Origin of the sequence: Pseudomonas sp. FYR_7, from assembly GCF_043106155.1 — a bacterium.
Taxonomy (GTDB): domain Bacteria; phylum Pseudomonadota; class Gammaproteobacteria; order Pseudomonadales; family Pseudomonadaceae; genus Aquipseudomonas; species Aquipseudomonas parafulva_B.
On sequence record NZ_JBICMI010000069.1, the window covers coordinates 39,318 to 55,568 of the forward strand.

Here is a 16,251-nt window from a genome sequence, read left to right on the forward strand (position 1 = left end):
TATCATGCGTACACTCAATCGCCTGTTACTGCTCTGCCTGATGGCAGGTCTGCCCGTCGTCACCTTGGCGGCGGATGACGCGCCCTCGGCCGATCCCGAGGTGACCATTCGCACGGAAGGCGACAAGACCATCCAGGAATATCGCCAAAACGGCTTCCTGTATGCGATCAAGATCACGCCCAAACATGGCAAGCCTTACTTTCTGGTACGCGCCGATGGCTCCGATGGCAATTTCATTCGTTCCGACCAGCCGGACATGCTGATTCCGTCCTGGAAGATCTTCGAGTGGTAATCTGACGCGCACCGTTCACATCAACCCGGCACTTCGGCCAGAAGTGCCTGCATGGGCAATCTTTCATCATGTCAGTCTTCACCCCCGTGACCCGGCCTGAGCTGGAAACCTTTCTGGCACCTTACGAGCTGGGTCGTCTGCTCGATTTCCAGGGTATCGCCGCCGGCACCGAGAACAGCAATTTCTTCGTCAGCCTCGAACAGGGGGAGTTCGTGCTGACGCTGATCGAGCGTGGGCCCAGCGAGGACATGCCGTTCTTCATCGAGTTGCTCGATACCCTGCACACGGCCCGGATGCCAGTGCCCTACGCCATTCGTGACCGTGACGGCCATGGCCTGCGCGAACTGTGCGGCAAGCCGGCGCTGCTGCAACCCAGGCTCTCGGGCAAACATATCAAGGCGCCCAATGCCCAGCATTGTGCCCAGGTCGGTGAACTGCTGGCACACATTCACCTGGCCACCCGCGAACACATCATCGAGCGCCGCACGGACCGAGGCCTTGAGTGGATGCTAGCCGCCGGGGCCGAACTGCTGCCGCGCCTGAACGCCGAGCAGGCCAGCCTGCTGCAACCGGCGCTGGATGAAATCGCCGCCTACCAGGCGCAGATCCTGGCATTGCCCCGGGCCAACCTGCATGCCGACCTGTTCCGCGACAACGTGATGTTCGAAGGCATCCACTTGTCTGGGGTCATCGACTTCTACAATGCCTGCTCGGGGCCGATGCTGTACGACATTGCCATTACCCTGAACGACTGGTGCCTGGATGCACAGGCCGGCATCGATGTACCCCGCGCCCAGGCTTTGCTTGCTGCCTACGCCGCATTGCGGCCATTCACGGCAGCCGAAGCTGAACTCTGGCCGCAGATGTTGCGCGTTGCCTGCGTGCGGTTCTGGCTGTCTCGCCTGATCGCGGCAGAGTCCTTCGCCGGCATGGACGTGATGATCCACGACCCAAGCGAATTCGAAGTGCGCCTGGCGCAGCGCCAGCAGGTGGCCGTGAAGCTGCCGTTCGCCCTCTGACCCGAATCCTGTCGGCAGGCCCTGCGTCTGCCCATGGGAATCAGGCGCTGCCCAGGCGGCGCTCAACCCAGGCATGCCGCCACCTCATACCATTACAACTGCTCCAGGCAGCTCGCCAGGTCGCTTCCTAGCTTGTCGAGCAAGCGCTCGTAGCCTTGCGCATTTACCGGATCGGTGCCGCCAAGCGCATCGAGCTCGGCCAGGCGCACCGGCAAACCGGCTGTCAGGGTTTCGGCCAGCCGAGGGCGCAAGGGCGGCTCGCTGAAGACACACGTCTTGCCCACTTCCTGCAGCCGCTTGCGCATGGCGGCCACGTGTTGAGCGCCGGGCTGCACTTCGGAGGCCACACTGAACACGCCAGTGTGCTTGAGGCCATATTCAGCTTCGAAATAATCGAAGGCCTCGTGGAACACGAAGTACGGCTTGCCGGCCACGCCTGCTACCCGTGCCTTGATACGGGCGTCGAGCGCGTCCAGGCGTTGGGTGAACGCCGCCAGGTTACGCTTGTAGCGGTCGGCATTGGCAGGGTCCGCGCTGGCGAGATCGGCGGCCATCTTTCCAGCGATCACCCGGGCGTTCACCGAAGACAACCACAAGTGCGCATCGAGGCTGCCCGGGCGGTGGTCATGGTCATGGTCGTCATGGTCTTCGTCATGGGAATGGCTGTCTTCACCGAAGTGACGCAGCTTCATGCCCGGCAGCGACTGTACCGCGACGGTCGGCTTGCTGCGGTTACCCAGCACCCTTGGCAGGAAGCCTTCCATGTCCGGGCCGATCCAGTACAGCAAATCCGCATCCGCGACCCTGCGCACGTCCGAGGGACGCAATGCGTAATGATGAGGCGAGGCGCCTGGCGGCAACAGCACTTCAGGGCTGCCGACACCGTCCTGCACAGCAGCGGCGATCTGTTGCAGTGGCTTGATGCTGGTCAGCACACGCACGTCGGCGTGGGCGGAAAATGCGATGAAAGCGACAAACAGGGTAAGGAATCGGGCCACGGTAGGTACTCGAATCGTCAGAAACAGGTAACATAATAACGTCTCCATCCAGAATCGTCGCTGCCCATGTCCATTACGCCGCTGGCCAACCGTCCCCATGACCATTCCCATTGCGTGCACAGCGCCCTGGCCGAAGCCGACGCCTTGTGCGCCCGTCAGGGTCTGCGCCTGACGGCGCTGCGTCGCCGGGTACTGGAACTGGTGTGGCAGAGCCACAAACCGCTGGGCGCCTACGACATCCTGGCGGTGCTCAGCGAACAGGATGGTCGTCGCGCGGCGCCGCCCACGGTGTACCGCGCGCTGGACTTCCTCCTGGAAAACGGCCTCGTGCACCGCATCGCCTCGCTGAACGCCTTCATCGGTTGTAGCCATCCCGAGCATTCGCACCAGGGGCAGTTTCTGATTTGCCGGCTGTGCCATATCGCCATTGAACTGGAGCAGGCAAGTATCAGCGATGCCATCGTCGGCAGCGCCAGGCACGTGGGTTTCACGGTCGAGAACCAGACCGTCGAAGTCGTGGGCGTGTGCAGCAACTGCAAGGACGCGGCATGAGCGACGCGCTGATCCGGCTGGAGCAGGTCGGCGTCACCTATGGCGGCGAGGCCGTGCTCGACAGCATTGACCTGGCAGTCGCGCCGGGCCAGATCGTCACCCTGATTGGGCCCAATGGGGCGGGCAAGACCACATTGGTCCGCGCCGTGCTGGGGCTGCTAAAGCCACACCGTGGCTCGGTATGGCGCAAACCCCGGCTGCGCATTGGCTACATGCCGCAAAAAATCCAGGTCGACGCCACGTTGCCGTTGTCGGTGCTGCGCTTTCTACGCCTGGTGCCCGGCGTAGATCGCGTGGCGGCCTTGTCAGCGCTTCAGCAGGTCGGCGCCGAGCACGTGATCGACAGCCCGATCCAGACTGTGTCCGGGGGTGAAATGCAACGCGTGCTGCTGGCCCGTGCACTGCTGCGAGAGCCGCAGTTGCTGGTGCTGGACGAGCCGGTCCAAGGCGTTGACGTGGTAGGGCAGACCGAGCTTTACAACCTCATCACCCGACTGCGTGACCGCCTGGGTTGCGGCGTGTTGATGGTTTCCCACGACCTGCACCTGGTCATGAGTGCGACAGACCAGGTGGTGTGCCTGAATCGCCATGTGTGCTGCTCCGGTCATCCCGAGCAGGTCAGCGGTGACCCGGCATTCGTCGAACTGTTCGGCCAGACCGCACCGAGCCTGGCCATTTATCACCATCATCATGACCACAGCCACGACCTGCACGGTTCGGTGGTCGCCCCATCCCCCCATGTCCACGGAGCGCACTGCAAGCATGGCTGATTTTCTTCTCTACGCCCTGCTCGCTGGTCTGTCCCTCGCGCTGGTAGCTGGCCCTCTTGGCTCGTTCGTCGTCTGGCGGCGCATGGCCTATTTTGGCGACACCCTGTCCCATGCCGCCTTGCTGGGCGTGGCCCTGGGCTTCGTGCTGGATGTCAGCCCCACGTTGGCCGTCACCGTGGGCTGCCTGTTGCTGGCGATTCTGCTGGTGACCTTGCAGCAACGCCAGCCTCTGGCATCCGACACGCTACTGGGCATCCTGGCGCCCAGTACCTTGTCCCTGGGCCTGGTGGTGCTGAGCTTCATGCACGACGTGCGCATCGACCTGATGGCTTACCTGTTCGGGGATCTGCTGGCCATCAGCCCGACCGATCTTGCCTGGATTCTGGGCGGTAGCGCCCTGGTACTCGTACTGATCGCCGTCTTGTGGCGCCCTTTGCTCGCCGTCACCGTCCACGAAGAACTGGCAACGGTCGAAGGGCTACCGGTTGCAACCTTGCGCATGGCGCTGATGCTGCTCATTGCCGTGGTCATTGCGGTGGCCATGAAGATCGTCGGCGTCTTGCTGATCACTTCTTTATTGATCATTCCGGCGGCAGCTGCACAACGGCATGCGCGCTCTCCGGAGCAGATGGCTGTAGGCGCCAGCGTCATCGGCGTAGTCGCGGTCTGCGGCGGGCTGGCCTTGTCATGGTTCAAGGACACCCCTGCCGGCCCATCCATTGTGGTGTGCGCTGCGGTGCTATTCTTGCTGAGTCTGGCCCTGCCCAAACGGTGAGCGAAAGGCTTACAAGGCCTGCCTTGCAACCTTCGGCGCAGTTAAGGGTCTGTAAGACCAGTTTTCGAGCGTGCGCACCTGGGTGTAGACTTGCTCGCTTTTTGCGCAAATAGAGAGCCGCAGGAATGAAGCCGTTTGCCTCCCGTTGTCTGCTTGTTGGCGTATTTTCTCTGTTCCTCGCCGCGTGCTCCCAAGCACCGGTCGAACAGGCCAGCACGCCTGCCCAGCCTGATGCATGGCAGCAATTGCAACAAAATATCGCCAGCAACGAGCTGGCCACCGCAGAAGACCAACTGGTCTCCCTGCAAGCGCAGTCGCCTGGCGACGGCCGCATTGAACAATACCAGCGCGAGCTGGCCGAAGCTTACCTGCAACGCAGTCAGATCATGCTGCAGAAGGGTGACGTGAACGCGGCGGTCACAGCCCTGGCGCGCGCGCGCGCACTCATGCCACAGGCTCCGGCGGTTACTGGCGGTGATGCCGTTTCACAAGCGCGCAAGGCCGAGCTGGCCAAGGCCGAAGCCGCACTCAAGGCTGCAGAAGCCAGGCCCAGGGCTCGAGTGATCGACCCCAGTGCGCCCAGTACGGTCATTGCGTTGGAAACCACCAACATCCAAGCCATGCGCCAGCAACTCGATGACATTGCCGCCGACGTGGTCAACTATGGTTGCGATGTGGTGTTCCAGGTGCCACGCAGCGCGGATGCGCCGTGGCTGAAGACATTATTGGCCAAGCGTGTTCGCAAGATCGACAGCACCTTCGAGCTGAAACAGAAGCACGATATCCAGCGCGCGCTGCCTGCTCAGGTGGTGCTGGTTCCCCACCAGCGCTAAGCCAGTGAACAGGGGCTGCGAGGCAGCCCCTGATACATCAGTGATTTAAGCAGGAACCGCTTCGGCAGCCGCTTCACGCTCCCACACGCGATGGCCTTCCACTGCCTTGACGAACGCGTCCATGGCCTTCTGGTCGTCGCCGGTCAGCAGACCTTTGTCCTCCTTCAGACCCAACGTTGCCAGCAGTTCCTGGGTCAGCACCATCGCCTTGAGGTGCTTGTAGCCCTCAAGCAGGAAGTGCTTGGCCAGGCCACTGGCCGCCATGGCATCGGTGGACGCCTTGCCAGCGGGTACGACGATGCCATCGAACATGATCGACGGCATGCCTTCCATCGATGCATCCACAGGCAGTTGCGTACCGTCGGCGGCCTTCACAGGCGCAGAGGTCGGGCCCAGCAGCATGGGGCGAGCACTCTGCGCTTCCAGAGCCTTGACCATCTTGTCGACACTGGCAGCATCTACGCCGTTGGCGATCAGTACAGCGATCTTGCGACCCTTGATCCCAACCTTGCCCGGGTGGTTCATCTGGCTTAAGGCTGGCGATTCGGCCAGCTGGCTGCCCTTGACCTTGACGGTACCGGCTTTAGGGGCTGGCAGGCCTAGGTTTTCGGCCACGGCGGCTGCCAGCTTCAGGTCGATGTTGGCGAGAATTTCATTCACCTGGCGGGCGCGGATGTGCTCACGCTCGACCTTGCCCAATTCGAAGCTGTAGGCCTTGATGATGTGCTGCTGTTCGGTCGGGCTCATGCTCTGGAAGAACAGGCGCGCCTGGGAGAAGTGGTCACCGAACGAATCGCTGCGCTGGCGAATCTTGTGCGCATCGACGCGTTCCTGATAGGTCTCGAAACCGCCATCGCGAGGGCCGGGCGGGGTTTCCTTCGGCCAGCCACCATCAATGGAGTTGGGCTCGTAGGCGGCGCGGCCCTTGTGCACGATATGCTGGTGCATCGCGTCGCGCTGGTTGTTGTGGTTCGGCGCGACCGGGCGATTGATCGGGATCTGGTGGAAGTTCGGGCCACCCAGGCGGCTGATCTGGGTATCGGTGTAGGAGAACAGGCGACCTTGCAGCAACGGGTCATTGGTAAAGTCGATGCCCGGCACGATGTGGCCTGGGCAGAATGCAATCTGCTCGACCTCGGAGAAGAAGTTGTCCGGGTTGCGGTTGAGCACCATCTTGCCCAGTGGCGTGACCGGTACCAGCTCTTCGGGGATGATCTTGGTCGGGTCCAGCAGGTCGAAGTCGAACTTGTGCTCGTCGGCCTCAGGCACGATCTGCACGCCCAGTTCCCATTCCGGGTAATCGCCGGTTTCGATGGCTTCCCACAGGTCACGACGGTGATAGTCGGTGTCCTTGCCCGCCAGCTTTTGCGCCTCGTCCCACAGTACGGAGTGCACGCCCTCGCTGGGCTTCCAGTGGAACTTGACGAAGTGGGCCACGCCTTCGGCGTTGACCAGGCGGAAGGTGTGCACGCCGAAGCCTTCCATCATGCGCAGGCTGCGCGGAATGGCACGGTCGGACATGGCCCAGACGACCATGTGCGCCGATTCAGGCACCAGCGAGACGAAGTCCCAGAAGGTGTCGTGAGCCGAACCGCCGGTAGGGATCTCATTGTGCGGCTCGGGCTTGACGGCGTGTACGAAGTCCGGGAACTTGATCGCGTCCTGGATGAAGAACACCGGCATGTTGTTGCCGACCAGGTCGAAGTTGCCTTCATCGGTGTAGAACTTCACGGCAAAGCCGCGCACGTCACGTACCGTGTCACCAGAGCCGCGCGGCCCCTGTACGGTGGAGAAGCGTACGAATACCGGGGTGATCTTTTCCGGGTCTTGCAGGAAGCCGGCCTTGGTCAGTTCGGCGTGGCAGCCATAGCTCTGGAAATAACCGTGGGCACCGGTGCCTCGTGCGTGGACGATACGCTCCGGGATGCGCTCATGGTCAAAATGGGTGATCTTCTCGCGCATGATGAAGTCTTCAAGCAGCGAGGGGCCGCGGTCGCCGGCCTTCAAGGTGTTCTGGTTGTCCGAGATGCGCACACCCTGGTTGGTGCGCAGCGCCTGCCCGGTGGCATCGCTGCGGTCTGCTTCCAGGCTCTGCAGCTTGGCATTGGTATTGGCCCGATCCGGGGTCTGGGTACCTGCGGCCTCGCTGTGCTTCGGCGCATCCTTGTTCTTGCTGGGCATGGTTGGCTTTCCTCATCAGTCTTCAGGCGCCCGATCGGGCTTGTCCAGCTAGTGACTCGGGCAGAGGCGCGAGCGTTCCATCGGGATGACCAGCTGTCGCCATATAGCGTTCAGATTGGTCAGAGGCAAAATAAATGCTAAGAACAGCGGTTATAAAAGGCTAAAATGCGGCCCCCAGCCCACCGCTGAATCAATTTCCATGCGCCCCACAAGGTTCGCTACGTGATCGAGTTCCAACAGGTACACAAGACTTACCGCGTTGCCGGTAGAGAAATTCCCGCACTGAATCCCACGACCCTGACGATCGAGGATGGCCAGGTGTTCGGCCTGATCGGCCATTCCGGGGCCGGCAAGAGCACCATGCTGCGCCTGATCAACCGCCTGGAAGAGCCTTCAGGCGGCAAGATCATCGTCGACGGTGAAGAAGTGACCGCATTCAATGCCACCCAATTGCGCGGCTTTCGCCAACAGGTCGGCATGATTTTCCAGCATTTCAACCTGCTGGCTTCCAAGACCGTTGCAGACAACGTCGCCCTGCCGCTCACCCTTGCTGGCCAACTGTCGCGTGCCGAGATCGACAAACGCGTGGTCGAGCTTCTGGCCCGGGTCGGTCTGTCGGACCATGCTCGCAAGTACCCTGCGCAGTTGTCGGGCGGTCAGAAGCAGCGCGTCGGCATTGCCCGTGCCTTGTCGACCAACCCGAAGATCCTGTTGTGTGATGAGGCGACCAGCGCGCTGGACCCGCAGACCACCGCCTCGGTACTGCAGCTACTGGCCGAGATCAACCGGGAGCTGAAACTCACCATCGTGCTGATTACCCACGAAATGGACGTGATCCGCCGCGTCTGCGACCGGGTAGCAGTGATGGACGCCGGTCAGATCGTCGAGCAAGGCTCGGTGGCGGATGTGTTCCTGCACCCGCAGCACCCCACCACCAAGCGCTTCGTGCAGGAAGACGATCACGTCGATGAAGGCGAACAGCGCGACGACTTCGCCCATGTGCCAGGCCGCATCGTACGCCTGACCTTCCAGGGCGAAGCCACCTACGCGCCGCTGCTGGGTACCGTTGCCCGTGAGACCGGCGTGGACTACAGCATCCTTGCCGGGCGTATCGATCGCATCAAGGACGTCCCCTACGGTCAGCTCACGCTTGCCCTGATCGGCGGCGACATGCAAGCGGCCTTTGCCCGCTTCAAGGCCGCGGATGTTCATATGGAGGTACTGCGTTGATGGACGCCTTGAGTTTCTTTGCCAATGTCGACTGGGCCGAAATCTGGTTGGCAACCGTCGATACCCTGATCATGCTGTTCGGCTCGCTGTTCTTCACCGTGCTGCTGGGCCTACCGCTGGGCGTGCTGCTGTTTCTGTGCGGTCCGCGCCAGATGTTCGAACAAAAGGGCGTGTACGCCTTGCTGTCGCTAGTGGTCAACGTGCTGCGTTCGCTGCCGTTCATCATCCTGTTGATCGTGATGATCCCCATCACCGTGCTGATCACCGGCACGTCGCTGGGCGTGGCGGGTGCGATTCCGCCCTTGGTAGTGGGTGCCACGCCATTCTTCGCCCGCCTGGTCGAAACCGCTCTGCGCGAAGTGGATCGCGGCATCATCGAAGCCACACAGTCCATGGGTGCCACCACGCGCCAGATCATCACCAGCGCCCTGTTGCCCGAGGCCCGGCCAGGGATCTTCGCCGCGATCACCGTCACGGCCATCACGCTGGTTTCCTATACCGCGATGGCCGGTGTCGTGGGTGCGGGTGGTCTGGGGGACCTGGCGATTCGTTTCGGCTACCAGCGTTTCCAGACTGACGTCATGGTCGTGACCGTGGTGCTGTTGCTGGTGCTGGTGCAGGTCCTGCAAAGTGTCGGCGACCGGCTGGTTGTGCATTTTTCCCGTAAGTAACCCCAATGGGGGTCGGCTCGGCCGACCCGTTCGGGGGCCGTCGCGGCCCTCACAAGGAGTGATCAATGAAGAAGCTGCTTGCTGTCGCTGCCGCCATTGCGGCCTTCTCGGCCCAGGCCGATACCCTGACCGTCGCTGCTACGCCGGTACCCCACGCCGAGATCCTCAACGTGGTCAAGCCGCTGCTGGCCAAGGAAGGGGTAGAGCTGAAGGTGAAGGAATTCACCGACTACATCCAGCCAAACGTGCAGGTGGCGGAAAAGCGCCTCGACGCCAACTTCTTCCAGCACCAGCCTTACCTCGATGAGTTCAACAAGGCCAAGGGTACCGATCTGGTGAACGTGACTGGCGTGCACATCGAACCGCTGGGCGTTTATTCCACCAAGATCAAGAAGCTCGACGAACTCCCATCCGGCGCTACCGTGGTCATCCCCAACGATGCCACCAACGGTGGCCGTGCCCTGCTGCTGCTGGACAAGGCCGGCGTCATCAAGCTCAAGGACAACAGCAACATCCTCTCCACCGTGAAAGACGTTGCCGAGAACCCGAAGAACATCAAGTTCCGCGAACTAGAAGCGGCCACCATCCCGCGCGTGCTGACCCAGGTCGATGCCGCCCTGATCAACACCAACTATGCGCTGGAAGCCAAGTTGAACCCGGAAAAGGATGCGCTGGCCATTGAGGGCAGCGATTCGCCTTACGTGAATATCCTCGTCGCGCGTCCGGACAACAAGGACAGTGAAGACATGAAGAAGCTGGCAGCCGCCCTGCATTCGCCCGAGGTGAAGCAGTTCATCACCGAGAAATACAAAGGCGCTGTAGTACCCGCGTTCTGAGCCTGCACCCTGGGTCGCCAAGCGGCCCAGGGTGAGGTTGCCATTTGGAGCGTGACGCAAGCACGGTGGTCATGCGCCTGTGCTGTCGCTCCAGAGGCCAGGTCCCGCGCAGGGCCCTGACAGATGCTCAGTCGCCCCGGACCAGACCGGGCAGGCGGGCCACCAACTTCTTGCTGTCGAACGGCGCACGAATGAAGCCACGCTGACGGCCGTCCGGGCCGACGATTGCCAGGTTGCCACTGTGGTCCACGGTGTAACCGGGCTTGCTGGTGTCGGCAGGGATGAAGGGGATGCTAAGCGCATTGGCCAGCTTCTGGGTATCTTCCACGGAACCGGCCAACCCCACGAAGTCCTTGTCGAAGTAACCCAGGTATTGCTTGAGCTGGCTCGGCGTGTCGCGGTTGGGGTCCACGCTCACCAACACCACCTGCAAGCGGTCCAGCGCCTGCTTGGGCAGTTCACTCTTTACCTGTCGCAGCTGCGCCAATGTGGTGGGGCAGATGTCCGGGCAGTAGGTATAGCCAAAGAACAGCAGCGACCACTTGCCTTTCAACTCATCCAGCTGCACCGGCTGGCCGTTCTGGTTGGTCATGGTCACGTCAGCCACCGTCCGGCTTTGCGGCAGCAGGATGATGCCGGCATCGATGAGCTCGGTAGCGCTCGGTGGGCGCTTGGCGTTGAGCACATTGTTGAGGATCAGGCCCATGATCACGACGATCAGGGCAGCGATGAGGAAGACGGCTTTCTGGGTTCGGGTCATGGGCTCGATAACAGGTTGAGGTCGACGATAACTGCAATAAACAGCGCACAAGGTAGGCGCTAGGGTACGCCATGCCGGCGTGCTACGCATGCGGCGCGGCGCCACGGTTTGCATTGGTCTTAATGGGCTGTGCGGGACGATTAGCACAGTGCACCCGGTTTTCATGAAATGAACTTCATCAACAGCCCAATGGCTCTAAATCGGTGTAATTGAAGGGGAACAGTCACGCAGGAAGCGCCATATATGCTGGATACGACAGGCATCGGATCCGTTTATAACAAATGGATCTTAACTTAATTGAATATCCAGCTAAGTTAGTGTCTTCCGTTTGAAACGATTTGTCCTTGGAGTTGTCATGAACATCGCTGCTGTACGCGAGCAGGTGAATCAAGCCCACCAACATGAAGGCCAGACCGGCCAGCTGAAAAAACGCCTCGCGCTGCAACTGCCGCACCTGCACCCTTCCATCCAATTGCCGGAGCAGGGTGCTCAGGACACGTTGGCGCGCTTTGTGGGTGCCTACATCGATCAAGTGCCGGAACTGCTTGAAGCGGCCCACGAGGTGGCGCGTGAAGCCGGTATCGAGTCGCAGATCAAGCCCGTACTGAAGATTGCCGAGGCCTACTTCCTGCAGCCGCCTAGCGTTATGCAAGGGCATGTCGGCCTGGACTGCCTGCTGGACGAGGCCTACCTGGCCCATCGCCTGGTGGAGGAGGTCAACGACCTGTATATCCGGCACTTCCAGCAGCCACTCATCCCCGTCGATACCACCGTTGCCAACCTGATCGCTCACCAGCTGATCGGCGAGGCGTTTGCCAATCAGCTCGATGAAGTGGTGCACCACTCGGTCGATGAAATGCTCGACGACGAGAGCTTCGCCGCAGAATCTGTGGAAGCCTACCGTGAAAAACTGAGCAGCCCCGAAACCGGCGCTGCCTGGAAGCGTTGGCCCTGCCTGTCACGTCAGCTGGGCGTGGAGCTCGGCCAGCCGGCTTGAGCATGGCTGGGCTGGCCGACGTTGCGATGGCCAGCCTGGGCCACAGCCCGAGGTCAGGCACCCACGCCGGACGTGGTGCGTAGCCGTCCTTCCACCCGTCGTTTCAAGCGCTTGTGCTCGACTCGAAGCTTCGAACCACTGGCCGCATTGCTGCGGCTCCAGTCTTCGAGCAATTCCAGGCAGGCGTGGTCGATGTAGCTGAGGTTGCCCAGCGGCACATGCAGCGTGGTGCCGGCGGGTACGCCGTCGAGCACCTTGGTCAGCGCCGGCACCTTGAGAAAGGTTGCCGCGCCGCTCAGGCGAAGTTCCATGTGCCCGGCCTTGGGCAGGTCCACTAGGTTGATCTTGAGGCGTGCGGCCTTGAAGGCGAGCTTGAGCAACGTCAGGGCAAAGCCCAACAAGACGCCCGTGAGCAGGTCGGTGAAGATGATCGCCAGGGCGGTAGCCGCATAGGTGAACATCGGCATCCGGCCATAGCGCCCAAGGCCCCGGAAGGCTTTGAGGTCGACCAGTTTTATCCCGGTAAACACCAGCACCCCGGCCAGGCTTGCAATCGGAATCTGCTGCAGAATGCTGCTGAGCACCACCACGAACGCCAGCAGCCACACGCCATGCAGAATCGCCGAAGCCCGGGTTTGTGCGCCGGCCTGGACGTTGGCCGAGCTACGCACGATCACGCCGGTCATGGGCAGCGCGCCCAGTATCCCGCACAGCATGTTGCCGATGCCTTGGGCCGACAGTTCCCGGTCCAAATCCGAACGCGGGCCACTGTGCATGCGGTCCACCGCTGCGGCAGACAACAAGGTTTCGGCGCTGGCGATGAATGCCAGTGCAAAGGCCGCCACCAGCAGGCCAGGGTCGGTCAGTTTCATCAGGTCATCGAAGCGAATCCAGTCGATGGCCTCGGACAAGTCCGCCGGTACCTGCACGCGGTTCACCGGCAGCGCCAGCCACAGGCTGATGGCAGTCATGGCTGTCACGCCCAGCAACGCTCCCGGAATGAAGCGCAAGCGTTGTGGCCGCAATCGCTCCCAGCCCCACATGATGAGCATGGTGCCCAACCCCAATGCACCGGCCTGCCAACCCATGCCTGCGCTTTCCAGCGGCAACGCCCCAGCGACGGTTGCCGGGAACGCCAGCAGGTTCTGCATGCCCGACGGTTGAGGCGCGGTGTCGAACATCACATGGACTTGCGACAGCACGATCAGTACCCCGATACCCGCCAGCATGCCGTACACCACCGCCGGCGCCGTCACTCGGAACCAGCAGCCCAGGCGCAGGCGCCCGGCCAGCAACTGCAGCAACCCTGCCAGAAGCAGAATCGGCCCGAGCATGGCCATGCCGTGCTGGCGCACCAGTTCGAAGACCAGCACCGCCAGCCCAGCTGCCGGTCCGCTGACCTGCAACGGGGAGCCGGCGAGAAAACCGACGACGATGCCGCCGATGATACCGGTGATCAACCCCTTGGCCGGCGGCATGCCGGAGGCGATCGCAATGCCCATGCACAAGGGCAGGGCCACCAGAAAGACCACTACCGAGGCCAGCAACTCACGCGGCAGGGCCGCTTTCAGCTGTGTAATGTTCACCGTATTACTCCTTTCTCTATCGCACGGCCATTCCTCTGGCCGTGGGCACGTTTAGCCCCGACAGGCGCGCAGCAGCAGGCCGCCAGCGCAGCAGCCGGCACACCAGTCAGGGAATTCAGGGCAGCAGACGGCCACGCCACACCCCAGCAGGGTGTAGCCGGCCATCAAGGTTCAGCGGTGGTCGGGTCGCTTAGTAGCGGCCTCTCGGCGTGGCACAGGGCACTGGCTGGTCTGCCGACAGCGGCAGGAAGCTGTCGCTCAAGGCGTCGTAGGCTTCGATCTTGCTGGTCTCGATGTCGTATACCCAGCCATGGATATACAGCTCGCCCGCGGCAAGACGCGAGGCGACGGAGGGGTGGGTACGCAAGTGATGCAACTGGGCGATGACGTTTTCCTTGGTCAGCACCTGCATGTTCTCATGCTCGGTTTCGCACGAGCAGTTGTTCTCTACCACGGTGCGGGCGACTTCGGCATGACGCAGCCATGCGCTGACGGTCGGCATCTTGGCCAGCGACTGCGGGTTGAGCACGGCGCGCATGGCGCCGCAGTCGGAGTGGCCGCAGACGATGATGTGATGCACTTTCAACGCCATGACGGCGTACTCGATGGCGCTGGAAACGCCGCCGTTCATCTGTCCATAAGGGGGGACCACGTTACCGACGTTGCGGGTGACGAACAGATCGCCCGGCGAGCTCTGCGTGATCAGCTCCGGCACGATGCGCGAGTCGGCGCAGGTAATGAACATGGCGCGCGGCGTTTGCGCCGTGGCGAGCTTCTTGAACAGCTCTTGCTGCTCAGGAAAAACGTCATGATGAAAGCGCAGGAAGCCGTCGACAATGTGCTTCAGGGCGGCGTCGGCGCTTTCCGCAGGGACCTGCGGCACGACCTTGGATGGGTCCTTTACGGGCATGATTCATCCTCTTGACGGTGAGTAGGCAAATCCATTTTACCGGTGAAAGATTCTGGCAATGCTGGGATTTAGATGACAGGCATTGAGCATAAATCACAGTCGGTGTGGACTGATTTCCTACGCTAGCCGGGAAAACTTAACTGAAACTTAATTCGGAGGCTCTAGAACGGGCGTTCCAGATGATCAGGAGGGTGCTTCAATAGTAGCAAAAAAGCATCAATTGCCAAGTACCATGACTGCAATTATTTGCTCGGATTAGTGAGGCTGGGGTAGTCCCCCAGCGCGTGGCAAAACGTAGGCTGTCGAGGCGGGAGGCAGTGCGCCTTCCGGGTTGCATTTCGCACAGCTGTAGTGCACTGGGTGCTCGAAGGGGACCACACCTCGATGCCCGATCAAGCCTTCCGGTCGTTCAATGTCAGAATCAAATCACGAACGGCCTCGCCCGCAGCTGCGATGTAGCCTTTGTAGAAATCCCTGCCTTGGTGCAGCAATGGGGAGCCTTCCAAGGACTCAGCAGCCGCTTCAACTGTTGCCGAGCCGTACTCTTCACTCATCGCTGCCACACTCCGGGCACGCGCCGCCGGATCGTCATACGACTTCTGATACCAACTGGATACTTGGTATTCAGCGCCCTCGCGCTCGAATTTTTCACGCATACTCGTTGCCAGCGCATCCAGTGACCTTTGAATCACGACGGGGTCGATGTTATGGGCTTTCAGGTAAGTCTCAACGCGCGCCTGAGCCGCCGTTATCAAGGCACCATGGGTGTATCCCTGCATGGGTGGAAAAACACCTTCGGGGAGCTTCATACCAGGCGTGTACGAGTGATAGGTGTAATTTTTGTCAGCCATGTTTGACTCCTTGGCGTAAACAGGGGAGTTGGCGAGTACCGCTAGTAGGCTGGCAGCCAAGGCTAGGCCCAAGCGCCCGGAATAAGCGTGCTTATGGTGTGTCCTTGATCGAAGACGAGGTCGTAGCATTCGCATCTTGGCCAGACTTTCATTATTCGCACGACATGCGGCAGAGATTATTTGAAGCACTAGTAGGCACTGGGTCATTTGTCCACTGAATCACTGCCCGACTTTTCCAATCCAGCTATCAGATCGTGCACACCATTTCCTGCGCTTTCAATGTAGTCGCCGAGTAGGTCACGGTCTTTGTCCAATAGCGGCGAGCCTCTAAGGGACTCGGTAGCAGCGCGAACAGCAAGCGCACCGAAGTGCTCGGCCATGTCGGCAACGCTCTTGCCACGGTCCGCGCTGTTCGCATAGGGCTTCTGGTACCACGTCGATATCTGATACTCGACATTTTGGGCTTCAAACACCCGGTTAAGCTGGTCGGCCAGACCAATCAACGATTCACGGACAAGCGCTGGCTCGATACCCCTGTTGCTCAACACTGCTTGGGCGCGCGTTGTAGCAGCGCCGATCAAGTCCTCGTGGGTGTAACCCGGCATGGGTGGGAACACACCCTCCGGAAGTTTCATACCTGGTTGATAGGATTGGCAGTGGTTTGGATTATCTTGCATGGCAAGCTCCGTAGCTTGAGCGGTTGATGACATGGCCGACACGACGGTAAATGCGCCATAGGCAAGCAGGGCCAGTAAGCAAGGCCGCCAATGAGATCGGCAGAGGTAGGGAGACTGAAACGCTGCAGGTCCGGTGGCTGCATCCAAATCGTCGGTATTATGCATATCTTCCCTGATGGTCATGTAAAGCCTGCTGGCTGGCCAAACCTTGTTATCTCCGTCGCCAATGTTGTGGCGGTCAGCAGAGCGTTGGAGGTCGGCTTATTTCTGAAGGGCTCTTTTGATGAGCTAGCTTTTCAACTTCAACCGTGTA

17 protein-coding genes are annotated in these 16,251 nt (G+C 61.0%); 10 read left to right on the forward strand and 7 right to left on the reverse strand.

Features of this window, described 5'->3' with window-relative positions; genetic code table 11:
- Positions 1 to 4: 4 nt before the first annotated feature.
- Together ACF8R3_RS16820 and ACF8R3_RS16825 are read left to right on the forward strand one after the other, a co-directional pair.
- Positions 5 to 292, forward strand: a complete 288-nt coding sequence (locus ACF8R3_RS16820) for a DUF2782 domain-containing protein (protein ID WP_027913237.1) — start codon at positions 5 to 7, stop codon at positions 290 to 292.
- A gap of 68 nt (positions 293 to 360) precedes the next feature.
- Positions 361 to 1,311 carry a homoserine kinase gene (locus ACF8R3_RS16825; RefSeq protein WP_392515912.1) on the forward strand — a complete coding sequence of 317 codons (951 nt, stop codon included), beginning with the start codon at positions 361 to 363 and terminating at the stop codon, positions 1,309 to 1,311.
- Positions 1,312 to 1,403: 92 nt separating this feature from the next.
- On the opposite strand, the gene ACF8R3_RS16830 is transcribed toward ACF8R3_RS16825, so the two are convergent.
- The gene (locus ACF8R3_RS16830) at positions 1,404 to 2,357 is read right to left on the reverse strand and encodes a zinc ABC transporter substrate-binding protein (protein WP_230379073.1); all 954 of its coding nucleotides are present in this window, start codon (positions 2,355 to 2,357) and stop codon (positions 1,404 to 1,406) included.
- 18 nt (positions 2,358 to 2,375) lie between these two features.
- Between ACF8R3_RS16830 and zur the strand changes: the two genes are divergently transcribed.
- The 4 genes from zur (at position 2,376) to ACF8R3_RS16850 (ending at position 5,239) form a co-directional block, all read left to right on the forward strand.
- Positions 2,376 to 2,861, forward strand: a complete 486-nt coding sequence (gene zur, locus ACF8R3_RS16835) for a zinc uptake transcriptional repressor Zur (RefSeq protein ID WP_058603684.1) — start codon at positions 2,376 to 2,378, stop codon at positions 2,859 to 2,861.
- Positions 2,858 to 3,631 carry a zinc ABC transporter ATP-binding protein ZnuC gene (znuC, locus tag ACF8R3_RS16840; protein WP_078477781.1) on the forward strand — a complete coding sequence of 258 codons (774 nt, stop codon included), beginning with the start codon at positions 2,858 to 2,860 and terminating at the stop codon, positions 3,629 to 3,631. The genes zur and znuC overlap by 4 nt, the downstream gene beginning before the upstream one ends.
- Positions 3,624 to 4,406 carry a zinc ABC transporter permease subunit ZnuB gene (znuB, locus tag ACF8R3_RS16845; protein ID WP_058638713.1) on the forward strand — a complete coding sequence of 261 codons (783 nt, stop codon included), beginning with the start codon at positions 3,624 to 3,626 and terminating at the stop codon, positions 4,404 to 4,406. Before znuC ends, znuB begins: the two co-directional genes overlap by 8 nt.
- Before the next feature lie 125 nt (positions 4,407 to 4,531).
- Positions 4,532 to 5,239, forward strand: a complete 708-nt coding sequence (locus ACF8R3_RS16850) for a PA5502 family lipoprotein (RefSeq protein ID WP_392515913.1) — start codon at positions 4,532 to 4,534, stop codon at positions 5,237 to 5,239.
- A 45-nt stretch (positions 5,240 to 5,284) separates the two neighbouring features.
- On the opposite strand, the gene katE is transcribed toward ACF8R3_RS16850, so the two are convergent.
- Entirely contained in the window at positions 5,285 to 7,420 is a 2,136-nt protein-coding gene (gene katE / locus ACF8R3_RS16855) for a catalase HPII (RefSeq protein ID WP_027913244.1), read from the reverse strand.
- Between the two features lie 222 nt (positions 7,421 to 7,642).
- On the opposite strand from katE, the gene ACF8R3_RS16860 reads away from it, so the two are divergent.
- The 3 genes from ACF8R3_RS16860 to ACF8R3_RS16870 all read left to right on the forward strand — a co-directional run bounded on the left by ACF8R3_RS16860 (position 7,643) and on the right by ACF8R3_RS16870 (position 10,157).
- Complete coding sequence (locus ACF8R3_RS16860; RefSeq protein WP_100850549.1) at positions 7,643 to 8,650, forward strand: methionine ABC transporter ATP-binding protein; 1,008 nt, start codon at positions 7,643 to 7,645, stop codon at positions 8,648 to 8,650.
- On the forward strand, positions 8,650 to 9,321 hold the full coding sequence (locus ACF8R3_RS16865) for a methionine ABC transporter permease (protein ID WP_058603678.1): 672 nt from the start codon (positions 8,650 to 8,652) through the stop codon (positions 9,319 to 9,321). The genes ACF8R3_RS16860 and ACF8R3_RS16865 overlap by 1 nt, the downstream gene beginning before the upstream one ends.
- Before the next feature lie 65 nt (positions 9,322 to 9,386).
- The gene (locus ACF8R3_RS16870; protein ID WP_058638717.1) at positions 9,387 to 10,157 is read left to right on the forward strand and encodes a MetQ/NlpA family ABC transporter substrate-binding protein; all 771 of its coding nucleotides are present in this window, start codon (positions 9,387 to 9,389) and stop codon (positions 10,155 to 10,157) included.
- A gap of 127 nt (positions 10,158 to 10,284) precedes the next feature.
- On the opposite strand, the gene ACF8R3_RS16875 is transcribed toward ACF8R3_RS16870, so the two are convergent.
- Positions 10,285 to 10,917 carry an SCO family protein gene (locus tag ACF8R3_RS16875; RefSeq protein ID WP_196141319.1) on the reverse strand — a complete coding sequence of 211 codons (633 nt, stop codon included), beginning with the start codon at positions 10,915 to 10,917 and terminating at the stop codon, positions 10,285 to 10,287.
- A 355-nt stretch (positions 10,918 to 11,272) separates the two neighbouring features.
- Here ACF8R3_RS16875 and ACF8R3_RS16880 point away from each other — a divergent pair, with 355 nt between their 5' ends.
- Positions 11,273 to 11,914, forward strand: coding sequence for a hypothetical protein (locus ACF8R3_RS16880; protein WP_058638719.1), 642 nt, complete (start codon positions 11,273 to 11,275; stop codon positions 11,912 to 11,914).
- A 53-nt stretch (positions 11,915 to 11,967) separates the two neighbouring features.
- On the opposite strand, the gene ACF8R3_RS16885 is transcribed toward ACF8R3_RS16880, so the two are convergent.
- From ACF8R3_RS16885 to ACF8R3_RS16900, 4 genes are all read right to left on the reverse strand, one after another.
- The gene (locus ACF8R3_RS16885) at positions 11,968 to 13,500 is read right to left on the reverse strand and encodes a SulP family inorganic anion transporter (RefSeq protein ID WP_182138456.1); all 1,533 of its coding nucleotides are present in this window, start codon (positions 13,498 to 13,500) and stop codon (positions 11,968 to 11,970) included.
- A gap of 190 nt (positions 13,501 to 13,690) precedes the next feature.
- Positions 13,691 to 14,410 carry a carbonic anhydrase gene (locus tag ACF8R3_RS16890; protein ID WP_058603673.1) on the reverse strand — a complete coding sequence of 240 codons (720 nt, stop codon included), beginning with the start codon at positions 14,408 to 14,410 and terminating at the stop codon, positions 13,691 to 13,693.
- 392 nt (positions 14,411 to 14,802) lie between these two features.
- Complete coding sequence (locus tag ACF8R3_RS16895) at positions 14,803 to 15,261, reverse strand: hypothetical protein (protein ID WP_182138457.1); 459 nt, start codon at positions 15,259 to 15,261, stop codon at positions 14,803 to 14,805.
- A gap of 203 nt (positions 15,262 to 15,464) precedes the next feature.
- Positions 15,465 to 16,121 carry a hypothetical protein gene (locus ACF8R3_RS16900; protein ID WP_392515914.1) on the reverse strand — a complete coding sequence of 219 codons (657 nt, stop codon included), beginning with the start codon at positions 16,119 to 16,121 and terminating at the stop codon, positions 15,465 to 15,467.
- Positions 16,122 to 16,251: the final 130 nt, after the last annotated feature.

Bases quoted from the DNA above. Each gene is read 5' to 3' on its own strand.
- katE (WP_027913244.1), bottom strand. From the start codon at position 7,420: ATGCCCAGCAAGAACAAGGATGCGCCGAAGCACAGCGAGGCCGCAGGT.
- ACF8R3_RS16890 (WP_058603673.1), bottom strand. From the start codon at position 14,410: ATGCCCGTAAAGGACCCATCCAAGGTCGTGCCGCAGGTCCCTGCGGAA.
- ACF8R3_RS16830 (WP_230379073.1), bottom strand. From the start codon at position 2,357: ATGGAGACGTTATTATGTTACCTGTTTCTGACGATTCGAGTACCTACC.
- zur (WP_058603684.1), top strand. From the start codon at position 2,376: ATGTCCATTACGCCGCTGGCCAACCGTCCCCATGACCATTCCCATTGC.
- ACF8R3_RS16880 (WP_058638719.1), top strand. From the start codon at position 11,273: ATGAACATCGCTGCTGTACGCGAGCAGGTGAATCAAGCCCACCAACAT.
- ACF8R3_RS16900 (WP_392515914.1), bottom strand. From the start codon at position 16,121: ATGACCATCAGGGAAGATATGCATAATACCGACGATTTGGATGCAGCC.
- ACF8R3_RS16875 (WP_196141319.1), bottom strand. From the start codon at position 10,917: ATGACCCGAACCCAGAAAGCCGTCTTCCTCATCGCTGCCCTGATCGTC.
- znuB (WP_058638713.1), top strand. From the start codon at position 3,624: ATGGCTGATTTTCTTCTCTACGCCCTGCTCGCTGGTCTGTCCCTCGCG.
- ACF8R3_RS16870 (WP_058638717.1), top strand. From the start codon at position 9,387: ATGAAGAAGCTGCTTGCTGTCGCTGCCGCCATTGCGGCCTTCTCGGCC.
- znuC (WP_078477781.1), top strand. From the start codon at position 2,858: ATGAGCGACGCGCTGATCCGGCTGGAGCAGGTCGGCGTCACCTATGGC.
- ACF8R3_RS16850 (WP_392515913.1), top strand. From the start codon at position 4,532: ATGAAGCCGTTTGCCTCCCGTTGTCTGCTTGTTGGCGTATTTTCTCTG.
- ACF8R3_RS16825 (WP_392515912.1), top strand. From the start codon at position 361: ATGTCAGTCTTCACCCCCGTGACCCGGCCTGAGCTGGAAACCTTTCTG.
- ACF8R3_RS16865 (WP_058603678.1), top strand. From the start codon at position 8,650: ATGGACGCCTTGAGTTTCTTTGCCAATGTCGACTGGGCCGAAATCTGG.
- ACF8R3_RS16895 (WP_182138457.1), bottom strand. From the start codon at position 15,261: ATGGCTGACAAAAATTACACCTATCACTCGTACACGCCTGGTATGAAG.
- ACF8R3_RS16820 (WP_027913237.1), top strand. From the start codon at position 5: ATGCGTACACTCAATCGCCTGTTACTGCTCTGCCTGATGGCAGGTCTG.